We start from the raw sequence: 17,470 nt of genomic DNA, 5'->3' as shown, positions 1-17,470 counted from the left end.
AGACAGCCGTGGGTTCGCTCGCCGAGTTCCTCATCCTTCTTCGAGCGCCTGCGCGTAGCGCTCCAGTCCCTCGTCCACGCTCACTGTCGGCCGGTAACCGAGTTCGCCCCGAACCGCCGAGATGTCGAGCGTGAGGCTCGTGGACAGCACCGTCACCGTGTACCGCGTCAACGGCGGTTCCCATCCGCCCGTCGCCGCGGCGACGCGCTCCAAGGTGTGCCCGAGATTCCACGCGGCCCGCTTCGACAGTCTCCGCTTCGGCTTCGCGAGTCCGAGGCGGTCGCACAACGCGAACAACAGCGGCCAAAGCTCGCGGACATCACCGCCCGTGACGTTGTACGTTCTGCCGATCGCGGCGTCGCGCGTCGCGCACAGCACGAGGGCCTCGGCGGCGTCGTCGACGAAGGTGAGGTCGACGAGCGTCCGCCCGTCCCCGACGATCGGGAGGCGTCCCGCCCGCAGGGCGCGCACGACCCTCGGCAAGATGGCGTTGTCACCCGGCCCGAAGATGGCGCGTGGCCGCACGATCGTCGCTTGCGGCAAGGCTCGCCGCACGTTCGTCTCGGCGAGACGTTTCGTGTGCGCGTAGTGCGTCGTGATTTCCTGCCACTCGGCGTCCTCGCGAATGTCTCTTCGGTCCCCGAGCCCGCCGTACACGCTGGGGCTGGAGACGTGCACGAGCCGTGCCCCGCTCGCGAGGCACCCGGCGACGACGTTGTTCGTCCCGAGGACGTTCGCGGCGTGGAAGTGGCTCGCCCGTCCCCACGGGGACGACAAGGCGCCGCAGTGGAAGACGACGTCACGATCTCGGCACAAGGCGCGGACGAGCTCACCGTCGGTCAAGTCGGCGGGCACGAACGTCACGCCGAGCGCCTCCAACGCCCGTCCTCGCGCCTCGTCGCGTCCGGTGGCCGTGACGGTGACGCCCTCGCCGACGAGGCGCCGAACGAGCGCTCCGCCGAGGAAGCCCGTCGCGCCCGTCACGAGCGTGGAGTTCAGCCGACACCTCCCGCCAACGGTGCCAGGCTGGGCCCGCCGTGTCGATCGAGGACGAGGTGCGCGGCGAGTTCTTGGTTCGTGGCGGTCTTCGCGGAGAGCGCGAACCGCTCGAGGTTCGGCGCCGTGCGCTTCGGCACGTTCGTCAGCACGCGACGAACGCGAGCGTGAGAGCCGGAACGACAGGCAAGCGCTGACGCTTCATAGCCACCTCCGCCTCCAGTGTGCCACGTCGCCGACTCGTCTTGCTGGGATATGTCGGCTTGCGTCTGACCGCCCATCGACTTCGGCTTGGACGAGACACGAGCGGTACGCCGAAGGCAAGTCACCGAGTCGGCGCCTCGAAAAGCTCGGCCGAACGCCGCCGATCTCGACGATCGACCGTATCAAACTCCTGCGGCGTGCCCGAGCCGTGGTGCCTTGGGAGGGCAGCCGAGCGAAGCACACGGCCGCACGGACTCCTGTTGCAGACGTGGCCGGGCCGCGTACACTTGATGAAGTCGGCTGAAACATTCGCTTTGTTCATACGCTGGCCCTCGGTAGGGGGGTGGCCGACCCGACGTCTCTCCGTTCGTGGTCGCGAGCGCGAGTTCCCGAGTATTCATAGCGTGAGTTTGAGGAGACCCTATGACGTTGCAACCACCACTCACCCCCCTCTTTGGCCTGCTCACCTGCGCGCTTCTGAGCTGCTTCGCAGAGGCCGCCCCCACCTCCACGCTGACGGGAATCTCCCTGCCTGCCTCCTCGCGGCCCGTCGGCGGCTCGGCCCTCAAGACGCTCTCCAGCCAACTGGGGAGCTTGGCGCGCGCCCACAAGCTCACGGGGTCGTGTCAGGGGATCGAGGCCTTCATCCTGAACCTCGACGATGACGACGCCGTCGATGCCCTCGAGGTAGGATTTCGCAAAGCGGGCTACGCCGTCGCCGACCTTCCCGGCGCCTCGGACGACGAGCTGGCCTTCACGCTGCGCAAGGGTCGAACGACGGTGATGGCCGTCATCGAGTTCGGTGAAAGCACCGTGCTGGCTTGGTGTCCTCTTGGAACGGCCAGCGCTTCCCCGAGTGCCCCACCGAAGACGGCGACCGTTCCACCGGCCCGCGCTCCCGCCACGCCGCAAACAGCGAACCCGGCGCCCGCTTCGCCGCCCGGAGGCGCCGCTCAAGGAGGTCGTGCGCCAACCGCGACTACCGGTCTCGAAGGCTTGTATTTCCGGCTTCGGATGACCGCCAACTCCAGCATCGAGGAGTATTTCTACTTCCTTCCCAACGGTCGTGTCGCCCTCGTCCTTCCGGAAGGCGGCCTCGACCCGGTCGATCAGGGATGGATCGCGCGGCTTCAGCGAGAGCATCCCGATCACGTGGCCACTTACCGCCTCGAGGGCGGCGACATCGTCTTCTCGGTTCCCGGCAAGCCGTCTTGGCGGGAGAGCTTCGCGCGTGAGGCGAACGGCAATCTCAGCCTCGGCGGCCACTTCACGACTCGGGTCGCCCGCTTTACCAACGGCCAGCGGATGGAAGCTCAGTACACCTTCGCGGGCGGGGCGAGCGGCGGCGGGACTGCGGTGAGCTCCGGAAGCAGCCTCACCCTGCGTGCCGACGGCACCTTCGCCCTCAGCGGGCTGGTCGGCGCGTCCATGCGAACCGGAGGCCAGACCCAGACGGCGAGAAGCTCGTCGCAGAGCTCGGGACGCTACCAACTCTCGGGAAACACGCTGATTCTCAATCATGCCGACGGACGAACCACGCGTCACACGGTCTTCCCTTACGCTTTGAAGGGCGATCCGGGTCCGAATCCACGCTGGTTCTACCTCGACGGGATGCAGATGAAGCTCGCGCGGTGAGCTGCCACGCGAGAACTGCGGGCGGCCCAGCAGGTATTCGACAGGCTCGACCGGCGTCCAGCGTGGAGGCCACGGGTCGACCTTCGCGTGGGACGCTGACCGCCCCATCACCTTCTGCGGCGACGTCTGACCGCCCCACGAGCTTGCCATTCGGCACGCCCGCTTCACGCTTCGCCGTCCCACTGGATGTCGTGCGTCGTCGCTGCGAGCAGGCTCGTGCGAAAGCGAAGGGCGCGCACAGCGATTTGCGCCGTCAGAAGCGGCTGCGCGAGCGCCGGAAGCGGATCGTGGAGGTCGAACAGGACGTCACGGGCGTGGACCAGCGCCGAGAATCCTCCGGGCCTCCACAGCGCCCCGCCGAGCATCGCCGCCTTGAGGGCCGCCCGCGTGCCGAGTCGCGGTTCCAGCAACGGCCCGTCCGCTTCGAGGAACACGTCCACGAAGCCTTCGACGTTCCTCAGAAGGTGCGCGCCGCTCGTGAGCCTCGGGTTGCACTCCAACGCCCAGACTTCTCCGCGCGCGTCTTCCATGAAGTCGAAGGCGAGCTGTCCGTGCGCGTTCGTGAGGCTTGCGAACGTCTCCACCCAACGGCGCACGGCGTCGTTTCGCTCCGCTTCGAACACGATCGACGCCCGCCCTGCCCGAAAGCGAGACTCGTACACGGCGAGTGCTCGCAGGCGACCGTGTACGGCCACGCCGTACGCGCACACTTCCCGGCCGTTCACGAACGCTTGCGCCACCCACGGCTCGCGTTCGGACGGCCGGACGTGGCGTAACTCGTTTCGCGACGGTCGAATCGACGTGCTCGTTCCGAACCGCGAGAAGGAGGGCTTGAACACCAGGCGGTCGGCTTCACCGCGCACGGCGTCGAGGTCGGCTTCGCTCGTCAGGACGCGCGTCTCGGGAATGCGCAAGCCCACGTTGGCGGCCCGCACGGCGAACGCGCCCTTGTCGTGGAGTTCGCGCAGCACGTCCAGCTTCGGGCAGAAGACGCGCGTGAACGGCTCCAATCGCTCTTTCGCGCGCGCCACCCAGAAGACTTCCTCGCACGTCGGAATCAGGACGTCGGGTACGAAGGTCCGAGCGATCTCGCTCAGTCGGTCCGCGAAGTCCTCGAACGCGAAGCGTGGAGGCGGCACGAGAAAGCGCGCCGAGGCGGCGTTCGACAAGCTCGTGACCGTCGAGCGCCAACTCTCGGCGACGCCCACTTCCCATCCCGCTCGCTGAAACATCCGGGCGAGCTCCAGCGTCGCCGGAGCCCGCCCGCCCGTCAACAACACGCGCGCCACGAGATCAGGGTAACCTCTCGCGGCGACGCGCTGTCAGTACGGTTGCGCCTCGTGCCCTTCTTGCTCGGCCAGGCGAACGCCCGCCTCGAACTTCTCCTTGATGCTCGTCACGTCCTTCGCCAGGCCCTCGGCGACACGTCGCCCGTACTCCTCGTCGGCGAGGGTGAAGTGGTGGATCATGCGCTCTTGGATGACTTCGTTGCACTCCTTGAGGTTCGCGACGAGGTTGCGGACGAGTTCGTCACGCTCGAAGTCGCTGAATGCTCGCCAGCGCTGTCCGGCTTGCCCGAAGTCGTTCGTCTTCTCGAGCTTTTGCCGCACGAGGAAGCCCTCGACGTACGGCGTGTGCTCGGGTCCCTGCCTCGGCGACTCCGTCAGACCGCCGAGGCTCGACGGTTCGTAGTTCACGTGCGGATTCTGGCCGGGCGCGAGGTCCACGCTGTACGCCATCTGGCCGCCGCGCTGATTCGTCGCGACGTGCTTTTTGGGGGCGTTGATGGGCAACTGCAGGTAGTTCGCGCCGACGCGGTACCGTTGCGTGTCGCTGTACGAGAAGGTGCGGCCTTGCAGCAGTTTGTCGTCGCTGAAGTCGAGGCCGTCCACGAGGACGCCCGTGCCGAACGCGACTTGCTCGACTTCCGCGTGGTAATCGGCGGGGTTGCGGTCGAGGACGATGCGCCCGATGTGCAGGAACGGAAATTGGTCTTCCGGCCACAGCTTCGTGGGATCGAGGGGATCGAAGTCGAGCTCGGGGTGCTCGCCGTCCTCCATGATCTGCACGTACATGTCCCACTCCGGAAACTCGCCGCGCTCGATCGCTTCGTACAAGTCTTGCGTGGCGTGATTGAAGTTCTTCGCTTGAATGGCGTCGGCTTCCTCCTGCGTGAGGTTCTTGATGCCTTGCTTGGGCTCGAAGTGGTACTTCACGAGGACGCCCTTGCCGTCCTTGTCGACCCACTTGTACGTGTTGACGCCCGAGCCTTGCATGTGACGGTACGAAGCTGGAATGCCCCACGGCGAGAACAGGAACGTCACCATGTGCGTCGCTTCGGGCGTGTTCGACACGAAGTCGAAGAAGCGCTCGGAGCTTTGGACGTTGGTGATGGGGTCGGGCTTGAAGGCGTGCACCATGTCGGGGAACTTCACGGCGTCACGAATGAAGAAGACCTTGAGGTTGTTGCCGACGAGGTCCCAGTTGCCATCCTCGGTGTAGAACTTGATCGCGAAGCCGCGCGGATCGCGCAGCGTTTCCGGCGAGTGTCCGCCGTGGATGACGGTGGAGAAGCGCAGGAAGATCGGGGTGCGCTTGCCCGCTTCTTGAAAAAGCTTGGCGCGCGTGTACTTGGAGATCGGCTCGTCGCCGACCTTGCCGGTCGCCTCGAAGTATCCGTGGGCGCCCGCGCCGCGCGCGTGCACGACCCGCTCGGGAATGCGTTCGCGGTCGAAGTGGGTGATCTTTTCGAGAAGGTGGTAGTTTTCCAGGGTCGTCGGGCCGCGCGAGCCGATCGTGCGGGAATTCTGGTTGTCGTAGACGGGGTGGCCTTGACGGGTCGTGAGGGTCGTGGGCGTCTCGCCGCTCGACAGGCGTGGATCGTTGGGGCCGCCGATGTCTTCGACGTTCGTGTTGTGCTCGGTCTTGCCGCGTTGCTCGCTCATGTGGACCTCCGGTCACCGACCATTGTTTTCGCCCCTCCAAGGTGAACGGCGTGAAAGCTTGAACAAAGCGTTGTCGAAGCGTTTAAGAATCGGCAATACAGCGTTCACCGAAGCGTCCAATGGCGACGGGGGCGGGAACTTCGGTTCGCGCGTCGCGTATACCATGAACGTATGCTGCCTTTGATTTCGCAGGTCCTCGACAACTTCAACTTCGATGTCGACCCGAACAAGAGCCGCGAGGAGAACGTCGAGGACGTCGTCAAGTCGGCGGCGCTCCTGTCGGGCGCGATCGCCGTGGAGCCGATTCCCTTCGCCGACATGCTGCTGATCACGCCGGTGCAGGCGAAGATGGTGTTGCACGTCGGCAAGATTTACGGATTCGACATGACGCCCGAACGTGCCCGTGAAGTCGTGACGGAGCTCGGCGCGGTGTTCGCGTACGGTTTCGCGGCGCGGCAAGTGATGCGCGGCATCATCAAGACGGTCGCTCCGATCATCGGGGGCGTCGTCACGGCGCCTTTGGTGTACGGCTGGACCTTCGCGCTCGGCAAGCTCGCCGAACGCTACTTCCAAGCGAAGCTCGAAGGCCGCACCTTCACGAAAGTCGAGCAGAAGCACGTCGCGCAAAAGGTCTTGCCGACCGTCGAGAAGCCGACCATCGAGGCGCTCGGCGAGTTCGCCAAGGAGCTCAAGCAACGCGCCGAGCAAAAAGAGCAAGGCAAGGACGGCGTGAAAGACTTGAACTGATCGGCGTTCCTGCTATGCTGCCTGCAGCGTTGATCCGCAGGAGTACCGAAGAACGTACCTTCAGCGAGCTCGGGACGGTGCAAGCCGAGCAGGTGGCACTTCGGGAAGGGCGGCGGGGAGCAGCAATCATTCGAGGTGCCCTGACAAGGGAACCGGGGTGGAACCGCGGATTCGTATGAATTCGTCCCCGGGCGAGCGCTCGCCCGGGGACGTCTTTTGTCGTTGTGCCGGCAGCGCGGAAAGGAGAAGGAACATGGCGGCAACTTCGATGGAAGAACTCGTGAGTTTGTGCAAGCGGCGCGGCTTCATCTTTCAAGGCAGCGAGATTTACGGCGGCTTGCAGGGATTTTGGGATTACGGTCCGCTCGGCGTGGAGCTCAAGAACAACATCAAGGCGGCGTGGTGGCGTACGAACGTGTACGAGCGCGACGACATGGAAGGCCTCGACGCCTCCATCATCATGCACCGCCTCGTGCTGCGGCACTCCGGCCACGAAGCGACCTTCTCCGACCCGATGGTGGACAACCGAAAGACGAAGAAGCGCTACCGCCTCGACCACCTCGTGAAGGACCAAAAGGCCGACGTGATTGCCAAGGTCGCCGAGGCGATGGGAGAGAGCCAGGAGAACTTGCCCGCCGTCGTGAGCGCCATGATGAAGGACACCGCGCGGGCGGAGACGGCCCTCAAGGAGGCGGGCGTCCGCGATCCGTTTTCCGGCGAGGTCGGCGATTGGACGGAGCCTCGCCCGTTCAACATGATGTTCAAGACGACGATCGGCCCCGTCGCCGACGAGGACTCGTACGGTTACTTGCGGCCCGAGACGGCGCAGGGGATCTTCACGAACTTCAAGAACGTCGTGGACTCCACGAGCCGCCGCTTGCCCTTCGGAATCGCGCAGATCGGCAAGGCGTTTCGCAACGAGATCACGCCGCGCAACTTCATCTTTCGCGTGCGCGAGTTGGAGCAGATGGAAATCGAGTTCTTCTGCGCGCCGGGAACGGACGAGGAGTGGCACGAGCAGTGGTTGCGCGCGCGCCTCGCGTGGTGGGAGGCGCAGGGCGTGCCGCGCGAGAAGATTCAGATTCTCGACGTGCCCAAAGAAGACCTCGCGCACTACTCCAAGCGCACGTACGATCTCATGTACGACTACCCGACGCTCGGCTTCGAGGAGATCGAGGGCATCGCCAACCGCACGGACTTCGACCTCGGCAGCCACACGAAAGCGCAAGGCGACCTCGGCATCCAAGCGCGCGTGGAGCCCAACGACGATTCGGTCGCCAAGCTCGTGATTCCGCATCCCGAGACGAACAAGCCGATCGTGCCGTTCGTGATCGAGCCGTCGGCGGGCGTGGACCGCGCGATGCTCGCCGTGCTGAGCGAGGCGTACACGAAGGAGGTCCTCGAGAACGGCTCGGAGCGCATCGTCCTCAAGTTGAGGCCGCACCTCGCGCCTCTCAAGGCCGCCGTCATTCCGCTCGCCCGCAACCGCCCGGAGATCGTCGAGAAAGCCAAGTCGGTGAAAGCCCAGTTGCAGGCTCTCGGCCTCGGGCGCATCCTCTTCGAGGATTCGGGCAACGTCGGCAAGGCGTACCGTCGTCACGATGAAGTCGGCACGCCGTTTTGCGTCACGATCGACTTCGACACCATCGGGCAAGGCGAGGACACGAGCCTGCACGACACGGTGACGGTGCGCGACCGCGACACGATGCGTCAAGAGCGCGTCTCGATCGCCGAACTTTCCACCTACTTGAGGTCGCGGCTGTCGTAATTTCCGGCGAACGGGCCTCGAATTTCGAAGGAAGGGGGCGTGCCCCTTCCTTCTTTTTCCGTTACAGTGTCACAAATGCACGTTCATCGGAGCTTCTCATGACGGCCGCCTCGCCTCGGCGGTTTCCGGCGCCGCTCGTCGCCCTTTTTTGGGTGGCGGTGGGCGTCGTCACGTTCTACCTGCTGTTCTGGTTGGTGAGCTTGGTGTTGAGCCGCGCGCCCGAGCCGATCGGGTCGCGCGCGAACTTGTTCGTGGAGGGCGCGCGCATCACGCTGCTCCTGACGTTGGTGTCGGGCGTCATCGGCTTGATCGTGGGCATGCTGGTGGGGTTGGCGCGGACGTCGGGCACGTGGTTTTTGCGGGGTCCGGCGAGCTTTTTCGTTTGGATCATTCGGGGCACGCCGCTGCTCGTGCAGATCCTGTTCGTGTACAACGCCTTGCCGATCTTGTTGCAGCAAGTCGGCGTGGGAGCGCAACTCAACGAGTTCTGGTCGGCGGTGATCGCGTTGTCGCTCAACGTCGGGGCGTACAACGCCGAGGTCATCCGCGCGGGCATCTTGGCCGTGCCGAGAGGGCAGACGGAGGCGGCCCGCTCGCTGGGCTTGTCGGGCGGCGCGACGATGACGACCGTGGTGTTGCCGCAAGCTTTGCGAATCGTGGTGCCTCCGCTCGTGAACAACGTCGTGGCGCTTCTCAAGGACTCGTCGCTCGCGTCGAGCATCGCGTTGCTGGAATTGACGCTGGCGGGCAGTCGCGTGTCGTCCGAGACGTTCTTGCCCGTTCCGGTCCTGACGACCGTGGCGGCGGTGTACTTGCTGTTGACGACGGTGCTGACGTTCTTCACGGACCTTCTGGAGCGCCGTTTGAAGCTGCCGGGCCGTTGACCTTCCGAGCCATACGCCGTTCGGCCTATGGCTTAGAAAATCACGATTCGTTATGATATATACGTAATCCGATAAGGCATTCGTCGGAGGAAGGGGTTCTATGATCGACGGTATCACCCACTTCACGCGGTACGTTCCCGATCTCGACCAAGCCCTCTCGTTTTACCGCGACGTCCTCGGCCTGCACGTGCGCGCCGACAACGTAGTGGCGCCCGGCATGCGGTGGCTCACCGTCGGTACGCCCGACGGCACCGGCCCCGAACTCGTGCTGATGAATCCGCGCGACTGGATGACGAACGCCGAGCAACGCGACGCCACCCTCGCGAGCCTCGCGGTGCAACCCACCCTCGTGTTGCGGACCCCAGACGCGGACGCCCTGCTCGCGCGCCTCAAAAGTGTCCACGCCGACCTCGAGTTCGACGAGGTTCGCTCCCTGCCGTGGGGCCGCGACCTCGTCTTCCGCGATCCCTCGGGCAGTTCGGTCAACGCCGTCGAACCCGTCGCATGACCGGCCTGCTCGTCCGCGCGGCGACCAACGAGGACGTGGAAGGCTGGCTGCGCTTGAGGTTGGCGTTGTGGCCCCACGGCGAGGAAGCGGAGTTTCTCGACGACATCCGCCGCCTTCTCGACGACGGTCGAGCGTTCGTCGCCGAGGAGGACGAGCGCCTCGTGGGCTTCGCCGAGTTCAGCTTGCGGCCGTACGCCGAAGGATGCGAGTCCAGCCCCGTTCCGTACCTCGAAGGCTGGTACGTGCGTCCCGACGCACGAAGGAGAGGATATGGTCGAGCGCTCGTGTCGGCATTCGAGTCGTGGGCTCGCGAACACGGCTTCCGAGAGGTCGCCTCCGACGTCCTGCTGGAAAACACCGAGAGTCAGCAAGCGCACGAAGCGCTCGGCTTTCAGGAAGTCGAGCGCCTCGTCGTGTACCGCAAGGAACTCACACGCGAGTGAGGACGTGCGCGTTCGCTTCGCGCGAGAAGTCCGTGATCGCGTAGCCTTCCTCGAACAGGTGCGACAAGACGTCTCGTCCGTGCCGCCGCCACGCTCGGGCCGCCTCGCGGTCCTCGCGCACGATCTCGCCGAAATCCTCGGGAATGCGCACGAGCAAGCGCGGCCCGAGCGTCGCGCGGTCGAAGCCGTGCGGCGCGTCCTCGTTGATCACCACGCCGAGCCCGCCGGGTCGCGGCCGCTCTCCTCGTACGGCGCGCTCGACGTGCTCCGACACGAGATTCCACGAGGCGAGCACGCGATCCGAATCGACGCCCGCGTTGATGCCGCTCATCTCGCCGTACAAGTGCGGCAGGTAACGACGCACGGTCGCGCCGAGGCGGTGCAAATTGAAGTGGGCGTTCACGACGCGCAACGGATCGAACGTCCACTCGACGATGTCGATGCCGCGCTCCAAGCACCACTCGCGCTGGTAGCGCTTGAGCGCGAGGGCGACGCCGCGCCCTCGCGCCGCGGGCGTCACGGCGAGCATGTGCGAGTGCTGCACCGTCGACCGTGACGTCGGAAAGCCGAGAACGAAACCGATCATCTCGCCTTCCTCGAACGCGCCCGCCAGCAGACCGCCTTGCATCTGCGTGGCGATCAGCATGCCCCTCGGAACGACTTCGCGCTCGTTGCGGCCCCACGTGACGATCTGGAGTTCCTCCACGAGGACCGCCTCGTCCGGCCCTCGCACCTCGCGGACGATCACGGCGCGCGCACCTCCTCGTGGCGCACCGTGACGCGCGACAACACGTCCTCGTTCAACGTCACGCCGATGCCCGCGCCGCTCGGGACGGGCATCTCGCCGCCCTGAGCTTCGAGCGCCTCGTTCACGATGTCTTCCTCCCAATAACGGCTCGCGCTCGACACGTCGCCCGGCTTCGAGAAGCCCGGCAGGCTCGCCAAGTGGATGTTGTGCGCCCGCCCGACGCCCGCCTCCAACATCCCGCCCATCCAAAGCGGCACTCCGTGACTCGAAGCGACCGCGTGGATCTTCACGCTTTCCGCGTGACCGCCGCAGCGAGCGGGCTTGACGTTGATCACGCGTCCCGCTCCCGTCTCGAGCGCCTTGCGCGCGTCGTGCGCGGTCAGGATGCTCTCGTCGAGGCACAGCGGCGTCGCGATCATCGCCTGAAGCTTCGCGTGATCGTGCAAGTCGTCGTACGCGAGGGGCTGTTCGATGTAGTCGAGGCCCACCTCGTCGAGCGCCGCGAACACCCGCGTGTCCGACAGCTTGTACGCCGAGTTCGCGTCGACGGTCATCGTGAGGTTCGGGAAGGCCTCGCGCACCGCGCGCACGGGCACGACGTCCCAGCCGGGTTTGATCTTGAGCTTGATGCGCTTGTACCCTTGCTCGACGTGACGCCGCACGAGGTCCACGGTCGCCTCCTCGTCCTTCTGAATGCCGAGGGACACGCCGACGGGCACGCTCGACCGCGTGCCGCCCAGCAAATCCTTGAGAGGCACCCCGAGTGACCGCGCGTACACGTCCCACGTCGCCATCTCCAAGGCCGCCTTCGCCATGCGGTTGCCTCGAAACGGCGCGAGCAGCCCTTCGATGTCGTGCGGCGAGGTCAACGTCTTGCCGAGGACGCGCGGCAAGAACACGTCGCGCAGCAGGTACTCCGCGCTCGCCACGGTTTCCTCACGGTAGATCGGCAAGGTCTCCATGACGCCCTCGCCGTGTCCCTCCACGCCGTCGGCGTGCAAGGTGAGCAGCAGGATCGTGCGTTTCGTCTGCACGCCGAAGCTCGTCTCGAAGCGGAACTTCAACGGCAATTCCAACAGGCGCAAAGTCGCCGACTCGATTTGAATCATGGCAGGAATCATACTCTGCTCGCCGACTCCGCCCGTATGGTAGAACCACCATACTTGCCCACGGGCGGTTCCGGCGGCCATACGTCGACTTGGTGGAGTCTGCAACGCGGGCTCCGCTCGCCTTATTGAAACGGCGCTTCGGAAAGGGGAGAGGACTTGAAGACGAACATCCACGCGAGGACGAGATGCTGCTCGCCGTAGGAACGCCCTTCCTCGGAGCGCTGATCGCGGCGCTGCTGGGCCTTCGCGTCCGAACGTGGACGGCCCTCGTTCCGATTCTCGCGTTGCTGCCCGCCTTGCTGCTCGCCGCAGGCGACGAGCGGCGCGAAACGCTCACCTGGGTGCCGACGCTGAGCCTCGACCTCGCCTTTCGCCTCGACGGCTTCTCGCGTCTGTTCGCCGTCCTCATCGGCGTGATCGGCGTGCTGACGACGCTGTACGCGGCGTCGTACCTGTCGGCGCGCGAGAACTTGGGGCGCTTCCACGCGTATCTGCTTCTCTTCGCGGGATCCATGCTGGGCCTCGTCTTGTCCGAGAACTTGTTCGCGACGTTCGCCTTCTGGGAACTCACGTCCGTCACGAGCTTCTTGTTGATCGGCTTTTGGAACGACCGCCCGGCGTCACGTGACGGCGCCGTGAAAGCCTTGATCGTGACGGGCGCGGGCGGTTTGTGCCTGCTCGTCGCGGCGGTCCTGATCGCCATCGCCGGGGGCAGCGCGGTCCTCTCGCAAATCGACGTGGACGCGCTGCGGTCCAGCCCGCTGTTCGTCCCGGCGCTCGTCCTCGTCCTGCTCGCCGCGTTCACGAAGTCCGCTCAAGTGCCCTTTCACTTGTGGCTTCCCACCGCCATGGAAGCGCCGACGCCCGTCTCGGCCTTTTTGCACTCGGCGACGATGGTGAAGGCGGGCATCTTCCTCGTCGCGAAGCTCGGCTTCCTGTTCGCCGGAGCGTTGTGGACCGGACTCGTCGTCGGCTTCGGCCTCCTGACGCTCTTCTGGGGCGCTTACCTCGCGCTGCGCCAAACGGACCTCAAGGCGTTGCTCGCCTACTCCACCGTGTCGCAACTTGGCCTCATCATGGCGCTGTTCGGCCTCAACACGCCCGAGGCTCGCTTCGTGGCGGTCGCGCACCTCCTGAACCACGCCGTCTTCAAGGCGGCTTTGTTCTACGTCGTCGGAATCGTCGATCACGAGACGGGCACGCGGCGACTGCAAGACCTCTCGGGCCTCGCGCGCGCCTTGCCGGTCACGGCGAGCGTCGCGTTCGTCGCGGCGCTCTCCATGGCGGGCGTCCCGCCCCTCGGCGGCTTCGTGTCGAAAGAACTCTTCTTCGAGCGCGCTTTGCAGACGAGCGGATGGCTGGCAGGCGTCGCGGTGCTCGGCAGCGTGTTCACCTTCGCGTACAGCCTGAAGTTCTTGTCGGTGTTCGTCGGACCGACGAAGGCGCCCCGGAAGCTTCACGAAGCGCCGCTCGGCCTGCTCGCCCCGACGCTGCCCCTCGCCGCGCTCGCCGTGTCGTTCGGCGTGCTGCCGAGCACCGCCGAGGCGCTGTCGCGCGTCGCCGCTTCCACCTTGAACTTCACCGACGTCGAGGAGCACCTCGCGCTTTGGCATGGCTTCAATCCCGCGCTGGGCCTGTCCGCGCTGACGTGGGGGCTCGGAGCCTTGCTCTACCGCTTGCGGCGTCCCGTGGACGCCGCTCAAGAGAAGCTGGAGAGCGTCGGGGACGCGAACCGCGCGTACTACGGCTTCTTTCGCCTGCTCGGGCGCTTCGCGACGAGCTTCACGACCGCCACGCAAGGGCAGCGTCTGCCCGACCAGTTGCGCGCGATCCTCACGGCGTTCGCCGTGCTCGCCGGGTACGGCCTGATTCGCGCCCACCTCACCTTGCCGCCGAATCTCGGTTCCGTGCCGATCGCGTTCGTGCCGATCGCCGTGCTGCTCGTCGCGGGCGGCGTGGGGGTGCTGCTCGCCAAGGACGCGATCAACGCCATCGTCTTCACCGGCCTCACGGGCTTCGGCGTCGCCGCCGCGTTTTTGCTGCTGCGCGCGCCCGACCTCGCCCTCACGCAACTGCTCGTCGAAGCGGTGACGGTCATCTTGTTCCTGCTGGTGATTCGCTTCCTGCCGCCCCTCGCGCGGTTGCCGCGCGTCGGCCTCCGACCGCTGTGGGACGTGCTGCTGGCCGGAAGCGTCGCCGCCATCGTCTTCGCGTTCGTGCTGCTCGTCCAGTCCCCGCTGCGAGAACGCATCAGTCCGTACTATCTCGAGAACGCCTACGACGAGGCGGGCGGCAAGAACGTCGTGAACGTGATCCTGGTGGACTTCCGCGCCTTCGACACCCTCGGCGAGATCACCGTCCTCGCGATCGTCGCCGTCGCCGTGTACGCCCTCGTGAAAATGCGGAGCCGCGCGTGAAACACCCCGATCCCATCTTGTCGACCGTCGCGCGCGCCGTGTTCTTCGTCGTGCTGCTCTTCGCGTTCCACATGCTGTGGCGCGGTCACTACTCGCCCGGCGGCGGCTTCATCGCGGGCCTCATCGTCAGCGCGGCCCTCGTGCTGTACCGCATCGCGTTCGGTGAAGCCGCCACGCGCGCCAATTTGCGCGTGTTGCTGCCGTGGGGCATCGGCCTCGCGCTCCTGACCGGCTTCGTGCCCTTCGCGCTCGGCCTGCCGTTCTTGACGTCCGATCACGGCAGCGTCGAGACGGCCCTCACCGGCAAGTTCGCGTGGGCGACGGCGTTCGTGTTCGACGTCGGCGTGTTCCTCGTCGTGATCGGCGCGACGATGGGCGTCATCCGAGCGTTGACCGAACTGCCGAGCGAGGAGGTGAAGTGATGGAAGTGCTGTACGCGGGCCTCACCGCCTTCCTCGTCGGGACGGGCGTGTACCTGCTGCTGTCACGCGCCATCTTGCGCGTCGTCCTCGGCTTGGCGTTCGTGTCGTATGGAGTGAACCTCGCCATCCTCGCCACGGGCGGACTGCGCCTCGACGCGCCTCCCCTCCTGAGCGTCGAGGGACCGTACGTCGACCCCCTGCCGCAAGCCCTCATCTTGACGGCCATCGTGATCGGCTTCGGCACGACCGCCTTGCTGCTCACCCTCGCCGTTCGCACGCACCACGCGACGGGCAAGGACGACGTCGCCGCCTTCGAGGACGAACTGCAGCGAGACGCCGTCGACGAAGGCCAAGTCGCCGATCCCGAGCACCCCACCAACCCCGAACTTCCCGCGGACGTCGACGCGGACGCGCCGATCCTCGCGCCAAGCGGCGGTCGCTCGTGAACGCGGTGCTGCTGCCCATCCTGATTCCGCTGACGTCGGCGGTGCTGCTGCTCGTCCTGCGCGGGCGCGACGCGCGCTTCGCCGTGTCGTTGCTGTCGGCGGCGCTCACGGTCGCCGCGAGCGCGGCCCTGTTGTCCGCCACCCTCAACGGCGAGGCCCCGTCGTCCAATCTCGGCGGCTGGGCCGCGCCCTTCGGCATCGCGGTGGTCGCCGACGGCCTCTCGGCGATCAGCGTGACCGCCGCGTCCCTCGTGGCGCTCCTGACCGTCCTCTTGTCGCGCGGCACGACCGACGAACGGCGCGAACGGTTCGGACATCACGCCCTGCTTCACCTGCTGTTCGCCGGGGTCAACCAATCCTTTCTCACGGGCGACCTGTTCAACCTCTTCGTGGCCTTCGAGGTGATGCTCGTCGCGTCCTACGCCTTGATGGTCCTCGGCAACGACGTCGGGCAACTGCGCGAAGGCTTTCGGTACGTCGTCTTCAACCTGCTCGTGTCCGCCGTGTTCGTCGTCGCCGCCGGATTCGCGTACGGCCTGCTCGGCACCCTCAACTTCGCCGACCTCGCGCTTCGAAGCGCGCCGCTCGGCCCCAACGCCAGCGTCACCGCCCTCACCTTGCTGCTGATGTTCGTCTTCGCCTCGAAGACCGCGTTGTTTCCCCTGTCCTTCTGGCTTCCCGGCGCCTACCCCGAGCCGCCTCCCGCCGTCAGCGCGTACTTCGCCGCCGTTCTCACGAAAGTCGGCGCGTACGCTTTGATTCGCCTGCTCACGACCGTCTTCCCGACCGAGCCGCACGTGACGCACACGATCGTGCTCGTCCTTGGAAGCGCCACCGTCCTCGTGGGCGCCCTCGGCGCCTTGTCGCAACGCACGTGGCGGTCCATCTTGTCCTTCACGGTCGTTTCGTCCGTCGGTTACCTCGGCGTCGGCCTCGGATTGAACTCCCCGGACGCCTTGACCGCCACCGTCTTCTACCTCGCGCAGAGCATGCTCGTCACCTTCGGCCTGTTCGCCGTCGCCGCGCTCGCCGAGCGCTTCACGGGCACCGAGAGCGTCGTCACGGGCGGCTTGCTGAGCCGCTCTCCGCTGCTCGCCGCCGCGTACTTCGTCGGTCTGCTCGCCCTCGTCGGCTTGCCGCCCACGAGCGGCTTCGTGGCCAAGCTTGGCCTCGTTCGCGCCGCCGCCGAGGTCGGCACCTCCCTCGCCTTCCTCGGCATCGGCGCGATCCTCCTCGGAAGCTTTCTCACGCTCGTCACCCTCGCGAGCGTGTGGCGCTCGGCCTTTTGGGGCGAGTCCCGGCGCGCCGCGCCCGCGGGCCGCTTCCTCACCGCGACGACCCTCGTCGCGGGAGCCGTCACGGCGTCCCTGATCGTCGTGTCCGGCCCACTTTACGCGTCCGCCGACCGGATCGCCGCCGAACTCGCGAATCCCGGCGAGTACGCCCGCGAGGTGCTGCCGTGAGAAGCTTCGCCATCCACGTCCTGCTGAGCGTCGCGTGGGCGCTGTTTCTCGGAAGCGTCGACCTTCCCAACCTCGCCGTCGGCTTCGTCCTCGGCTTCGCCGCCCTCGTCGTCTTTCGGCGCGTCCTCCCGACCGACACGTACATTCCCCGCGTCCTCTCCGTGCTCGGATTCCTCGGGTACTTCGTCAAGGAACTCGTCGTCGCGAACGTTCAAGTCGCCTCGTTCGCCCTCAAGCCCGAGATCGCCTTGACGCCCGTCATCGTCGCCGTGCCGCTTCGCGTGGAAAGCGACGCCGCCATCGCCACGCTCGCCGCCACCATCACCTTGCTGCCCGGCACGGTCGCGATGGGCGTGTCCGACGACCGACGTACCCTCTACGCCCACGCCATCGGCTTGCCCACCCTCGACGCCGCCCGAGCGTCCATCTCGGCCGTCGAGGATCGCCTGCTCAAGTTCATGAGGTGAACCGTGTTCATCGATCTCGCCCTCGTCGTCGTCGGTCTTGCCACCATTCTCGTGACCTTCCGCGTCCTGATCGGCCCCACGTGGGGCGACCGCATTATGGCCTTCGACTTTCTGAGCGTCAACATGACCTTGCTGTTCGTTCTGCTCGCCTTGCGCTTCGGCTACCACGACTTCCTCGACGCGGCCCTCGTCCTCGCCCTGCTCGGCTTCCTGAGCACCGTCGCCCTCGCGCGCTACATGCTCCTCGGCCGAGTGATGAAGTGAGGCT

At 66.2% G+C, this 17,470-nt stretch carries 18 protein-coding genes; 12 read left to right on the top strand and 6 right to left on the bottom strand.

Annotated features, from left to right (window positions below; translation table 11 throughout):
- Window positions 1–30 precede the first annotated feature (30 nt).
- Window positions 31–984: an NAD-dependent epimerase/dehydratase family protein gene (locus DES52_RS01795; RefSeq protein ID WP_170130841.1), complete on the bottom strand. Its 954-nt coding sequence runs from the start codon at window positions 982–984 to the stop codon at window positions 31–33.
- Between the two features lie 11 nt (window positions 985–995).
- A complete protein-coding gene (locus DES52_RS22755) occupies window positions 996–1,148 on the bottom strand; it encodes a hypothetical protein (protein ID WP_170130840.1) in 153 nt (50 codons plus the stop codon).
- A 475-nt stretch (window positions 1,149–1,623) separates the two neighbouring features.
- On the opposite strand from DES52_RS22755, the gene DES52_RS01790 reads away from it, so the two are divergent.
- A complete protein-coding gene (locus DES52_RS01790; RefSeq protein WP_110885029.1) occupies window positions 1,624–2,835 on the top strand; it encodes a hypothetical protein in 1,212 nt (403 codons plus the stop codon).
- Between the two features lie 164 nt (window positions 2,836–2,999).
- Here DES52_RS01790 and DES52_RS01785 read toward each other — a convergent pair whose 3' ends face one another.
- Both DES52_RS01785 and DES52_RS01780 read right to left on the bottom strand, forming a co-directional pair.
- On the bottom strand, window positions 3,000–4,124 hold the full coding sequence (locus DES52_RS01785; RefSeq protein WP_110885028.1) for an ATP-grasp domain-containing protein: 1,125 nt from the start codon (window positions 4,122–4,124) through the stop codon (window positions 3,000–3,002).
- 33 nt (window positions 4,125–4,157) lie between these two features.
- On the bottom strand, window positions 4,158–5,780 hold the full coding sequence (locus tag DES52_RS01780; protein WP_110885027.1) for a catalase: 1,623 nt from the start codon (window positions 5,778–5,780) through the stop codon (window positions 4,158–4,160).
- A gap of 171 nt (window positions 5,781–5,951) precedes the next feature.
- Between DES52_RS01780 and DES52_RS01775 the strand changes: the two genes are divergently transcribed.
- The 5 genes from DES52_RS01775 (at window position 5,952) to aac(6') (ending at window position 10,130) form a co-directional block, all read left to right on the top strand.
- Complete coding sequence (locus DES52_RS01775) at window positions 5,952–6,527, top strand: YcjF family protein (RefSeq protein ID WP_110885026.1); 576 nt, start codon at window positions 5,952–5,954, stop codon at window positions 6,525–6,527.
- A gap of 253 nt (window positions 6,528–6,780) precedes the next feature.
- Window positions 6,781–8,295 (top strand): glycine--tRNA ligase, encoded by a 1,515-nt coding sequence (locus DES52_RS01770; protein ID WP_110885025.1) that lies wholly within the window; start codon window positions 6,781–6,783, stop codon window positions 8,293–8,295.
- Between the two features lie 98 nt (window positions 8,296–8,393).
- Complete coding sequence (locus DES52_RS01765) at window positions 8,394–9,179, top strand: amino acid ABC transporter permease (protein WP_110885024.1); 786 nt, start codon at window positions 8,394–8,396, stop codon at window positions 9,177–9,179.
- Window positions 9,180–9,279: 100 nt separating this feature from the next.
- A complete protein-coding gene (locus tag DES52_RS01760) occupies window positions 9,280–9,687 on the top strand; it encodes a VOC family protein (protein WP_110885023.1) in 408 nt (135 codons plus the stop codon).
- On the top strand, window positions 9,684–10,130 hold the full coding sequence (gene aac(6') / locus DES52_RS01755; protein WP_110885022.1) for an aminoglycoside 6'-N-acetyltransferase: 447 nt from the start codon (window positions 9,684–9,686) through the stop codon (window positions 10,128–10,130). The genes DES52_RS01760 and aac(6') overlap by 4 nt, the downstream gene beginning before the upstream one ends.
- Here aac(6') and DES52_RS01750 read toward each other — a convergent pair.
- On the bottom strand, window positions 10,117–10,878 hold the full coding sequence (locus DES52_RS01750) for a GNAT family N-acetyltransferase (RefSeq protein ID WP_110885021.1): 762 nt from the start codon (window positions 10,876–10,878) through the stop codon (window positions 10,117–10,119). The two genes, aac(6') and DES52_RS01750, sit on opposite strands and share 14 nt — an antisense overlap.
- Entirely contained in the window at window positions 10,875–11,987 is a 1,113-nt protein-coding gene (menC, locus tag DES52_RS01745) for an o-succinylbenzoate synthase (protein ID WP_110885194.1), read from the bottom strand. The genes DES52_RS01750 and menC overlap by 4 nt, the downstream gene beginning before the upstream one ends.
- Before the next feature lie 185 nt (window positions 11,988–12,172).
- Between menC and mbhE the strand changes: the two genes are divergently transcribed.
- The 6 genes from mbhE to DES52_RS01715 are packed head-to-tail and all read left to right on the top strand — an operon-like array spanning window position 12,173 to window position 17,466.
- A complete protein-coding gene (gene mbhE, locus DES52_RS01740) occupies window positions 12,173–14,404 on the top strand; it encodes a hydrogen gas-evolving membrane-bound hydrogenase subunit E (protein WP_110885020.1) in 2,232 nt (743 codons plus the stop codon).
- Window positions 14,401–14,826: an MnhB domain-containing protein gene (locus tag DES52_RS01735; protein ID WP_110885019.1), complete on the top strand. Its 426-nt coding sequence runs from the start codon at window positions 14,401–14,403 to the stop codon at window positions 14,824–14,826. Before mbhE ends, DES52_RS01735 begins: the two co-directional genes overlap by 4 nt.
- Entirely contained in the window at window positions 14,826–15,272 is a 447-nt protein-coding gene (locus DES52_RS01730; protein ID WP_110885018.1) for a Na+/H+ antiporter subunit C, read from the top strand. The genes DES52_RS01735 and DES52_RS01730 overlap by 1 nt, the downstream gene beginning before the upstream one ends.
- Window positions 15,269–16,735 carry a proton-conducting transporter transmembrane domain-containing protein gene (locus DES52_RS01725; RefSeq protein ID WP_110885017.1) on the top strand — a complete coding sequence of 489 codons (1,467 nt, stop codon included), beginning with the start codon at window positions 15,269–15,271 and terminating at the stop codon, window positions 16,733–16,735. Before DES52_RS01730 ends, DES52_RS01725 begins: the two co-directional genes overlap by 4 nt.
- Window positions 16,732–17,202 carry a Na+/H+ antiporter subunit E gene (locus tag DES52_RS01720; RefSeq protein WP_110885016.1) on the top strand — a complete coding sequence of 157 codons (471 nt, stop codon included), beginning with the start codon at window positions 16,732–16,734 and terminating at the stop codon, window positions 17,200–17,202. The genes DES52_RS01725 and DES52_RS01720 overlap by 4 nt, the downstream gene beginning before the upstream one ends.
- Window positions 17,203–17,205: 3 nt before the next feature.
- Window positions 17,206–17,466 (top strand): monovalent cation/H+ antiporter complex subunit F, encoded by a 261-nt coding sequence (locus tag DES52_RS01715; protein ID WP_110885015.1) that lies wholly within the window; start codon window positions 17,206–17,208, stop codon window positions 17,464–17,466.
- Window positions 17,467–17,470: the final 4 nt, after the last annotated feature.

Origin of the sequence: Deinococcus yavapaiensis KR-236 (assembly GCF_003217515.1) — a bacterium.
Classification (GTDB): Bacteria; Deinococcota; Deinococci; order Deinococcales; family Deinococcaceae; genus Deinococcus_A; species Deinococcus_A yavapaiensis.
Note: the sequence above shows the minus strand (reverse complement) of the source record. Positions and strands in the feature narration are given on the sequence as shown.

What these genes read in the sequence shown, in the direction of transcription:
- DES52_RS01790 (WP_110885029.1), top strand. Translation starts at nt 1,624, where the DNA reads ATGACGTTGCAACCACCACTCACCCCCCTCTTTGGCCTGCTCACCTGC.
- DES52_RS01780 (WP_110885027.1), bottom strand. Translation starts at nt 5,780, where the DNA reads ATGAGCGAGCAACGCGGCAAGACCGAGCACAACACGAACGTCGAAGAC.
- DES52_RS01775 (WP_110885026.1), top strand. Translation starts at nt 5,952, where the DNA reads ATGCTGCCTTTGATTTCGCAGGTCCTCGACAACTTCAACTTCGATGTC.
- DES52_RS01770 (WP_110885025.1), top strand. Translation starts at nt 6,781, where the DNA reads ATGGCGGCAACTTCGATGGAAGAACTCGTGAGTTTGTGCAAGCGGCGC.
- DES52_RS01765 (WP_110885024.1), top strand. Translation starts at nt 8,394, where the DNA reads ATGACGGCCGCCTCGCCTCGGCGGTTTCCGGCGCCGCTCGTCGCCCTT.
- DES52_RS01760 (WP_110885023.1), top strand. Translation starts at nt 9,280, where the DNA reads ATGATCGACGGTATCACCCACTTCACGCGGTACGTTCCCGATCTCGAC.
- menC (WP_110885194.1), bottom strand. Translation starts at nt 11,987, where the DNA reads ATGATTCAAATCGAGTCGGCGACTTTGCGCCTGTTGGAATTGCCGTTG.
- mbhE (WP_110885020.1), top strand. Translation starts at nt 12,173, where the DNA reads ATGCTGCTCGCCGTAGGAACGCCCTTCCTCGGAGCGCTGATCGCGGCG.
- DES52_RS01730 (WP_110885018.1), top strand. Translation starts at nt 14,826, where the DNA reads ATGGAAGTGCTGTACGCGGGCCTCACCGCCTTCCTCGTCGGGACGGGC.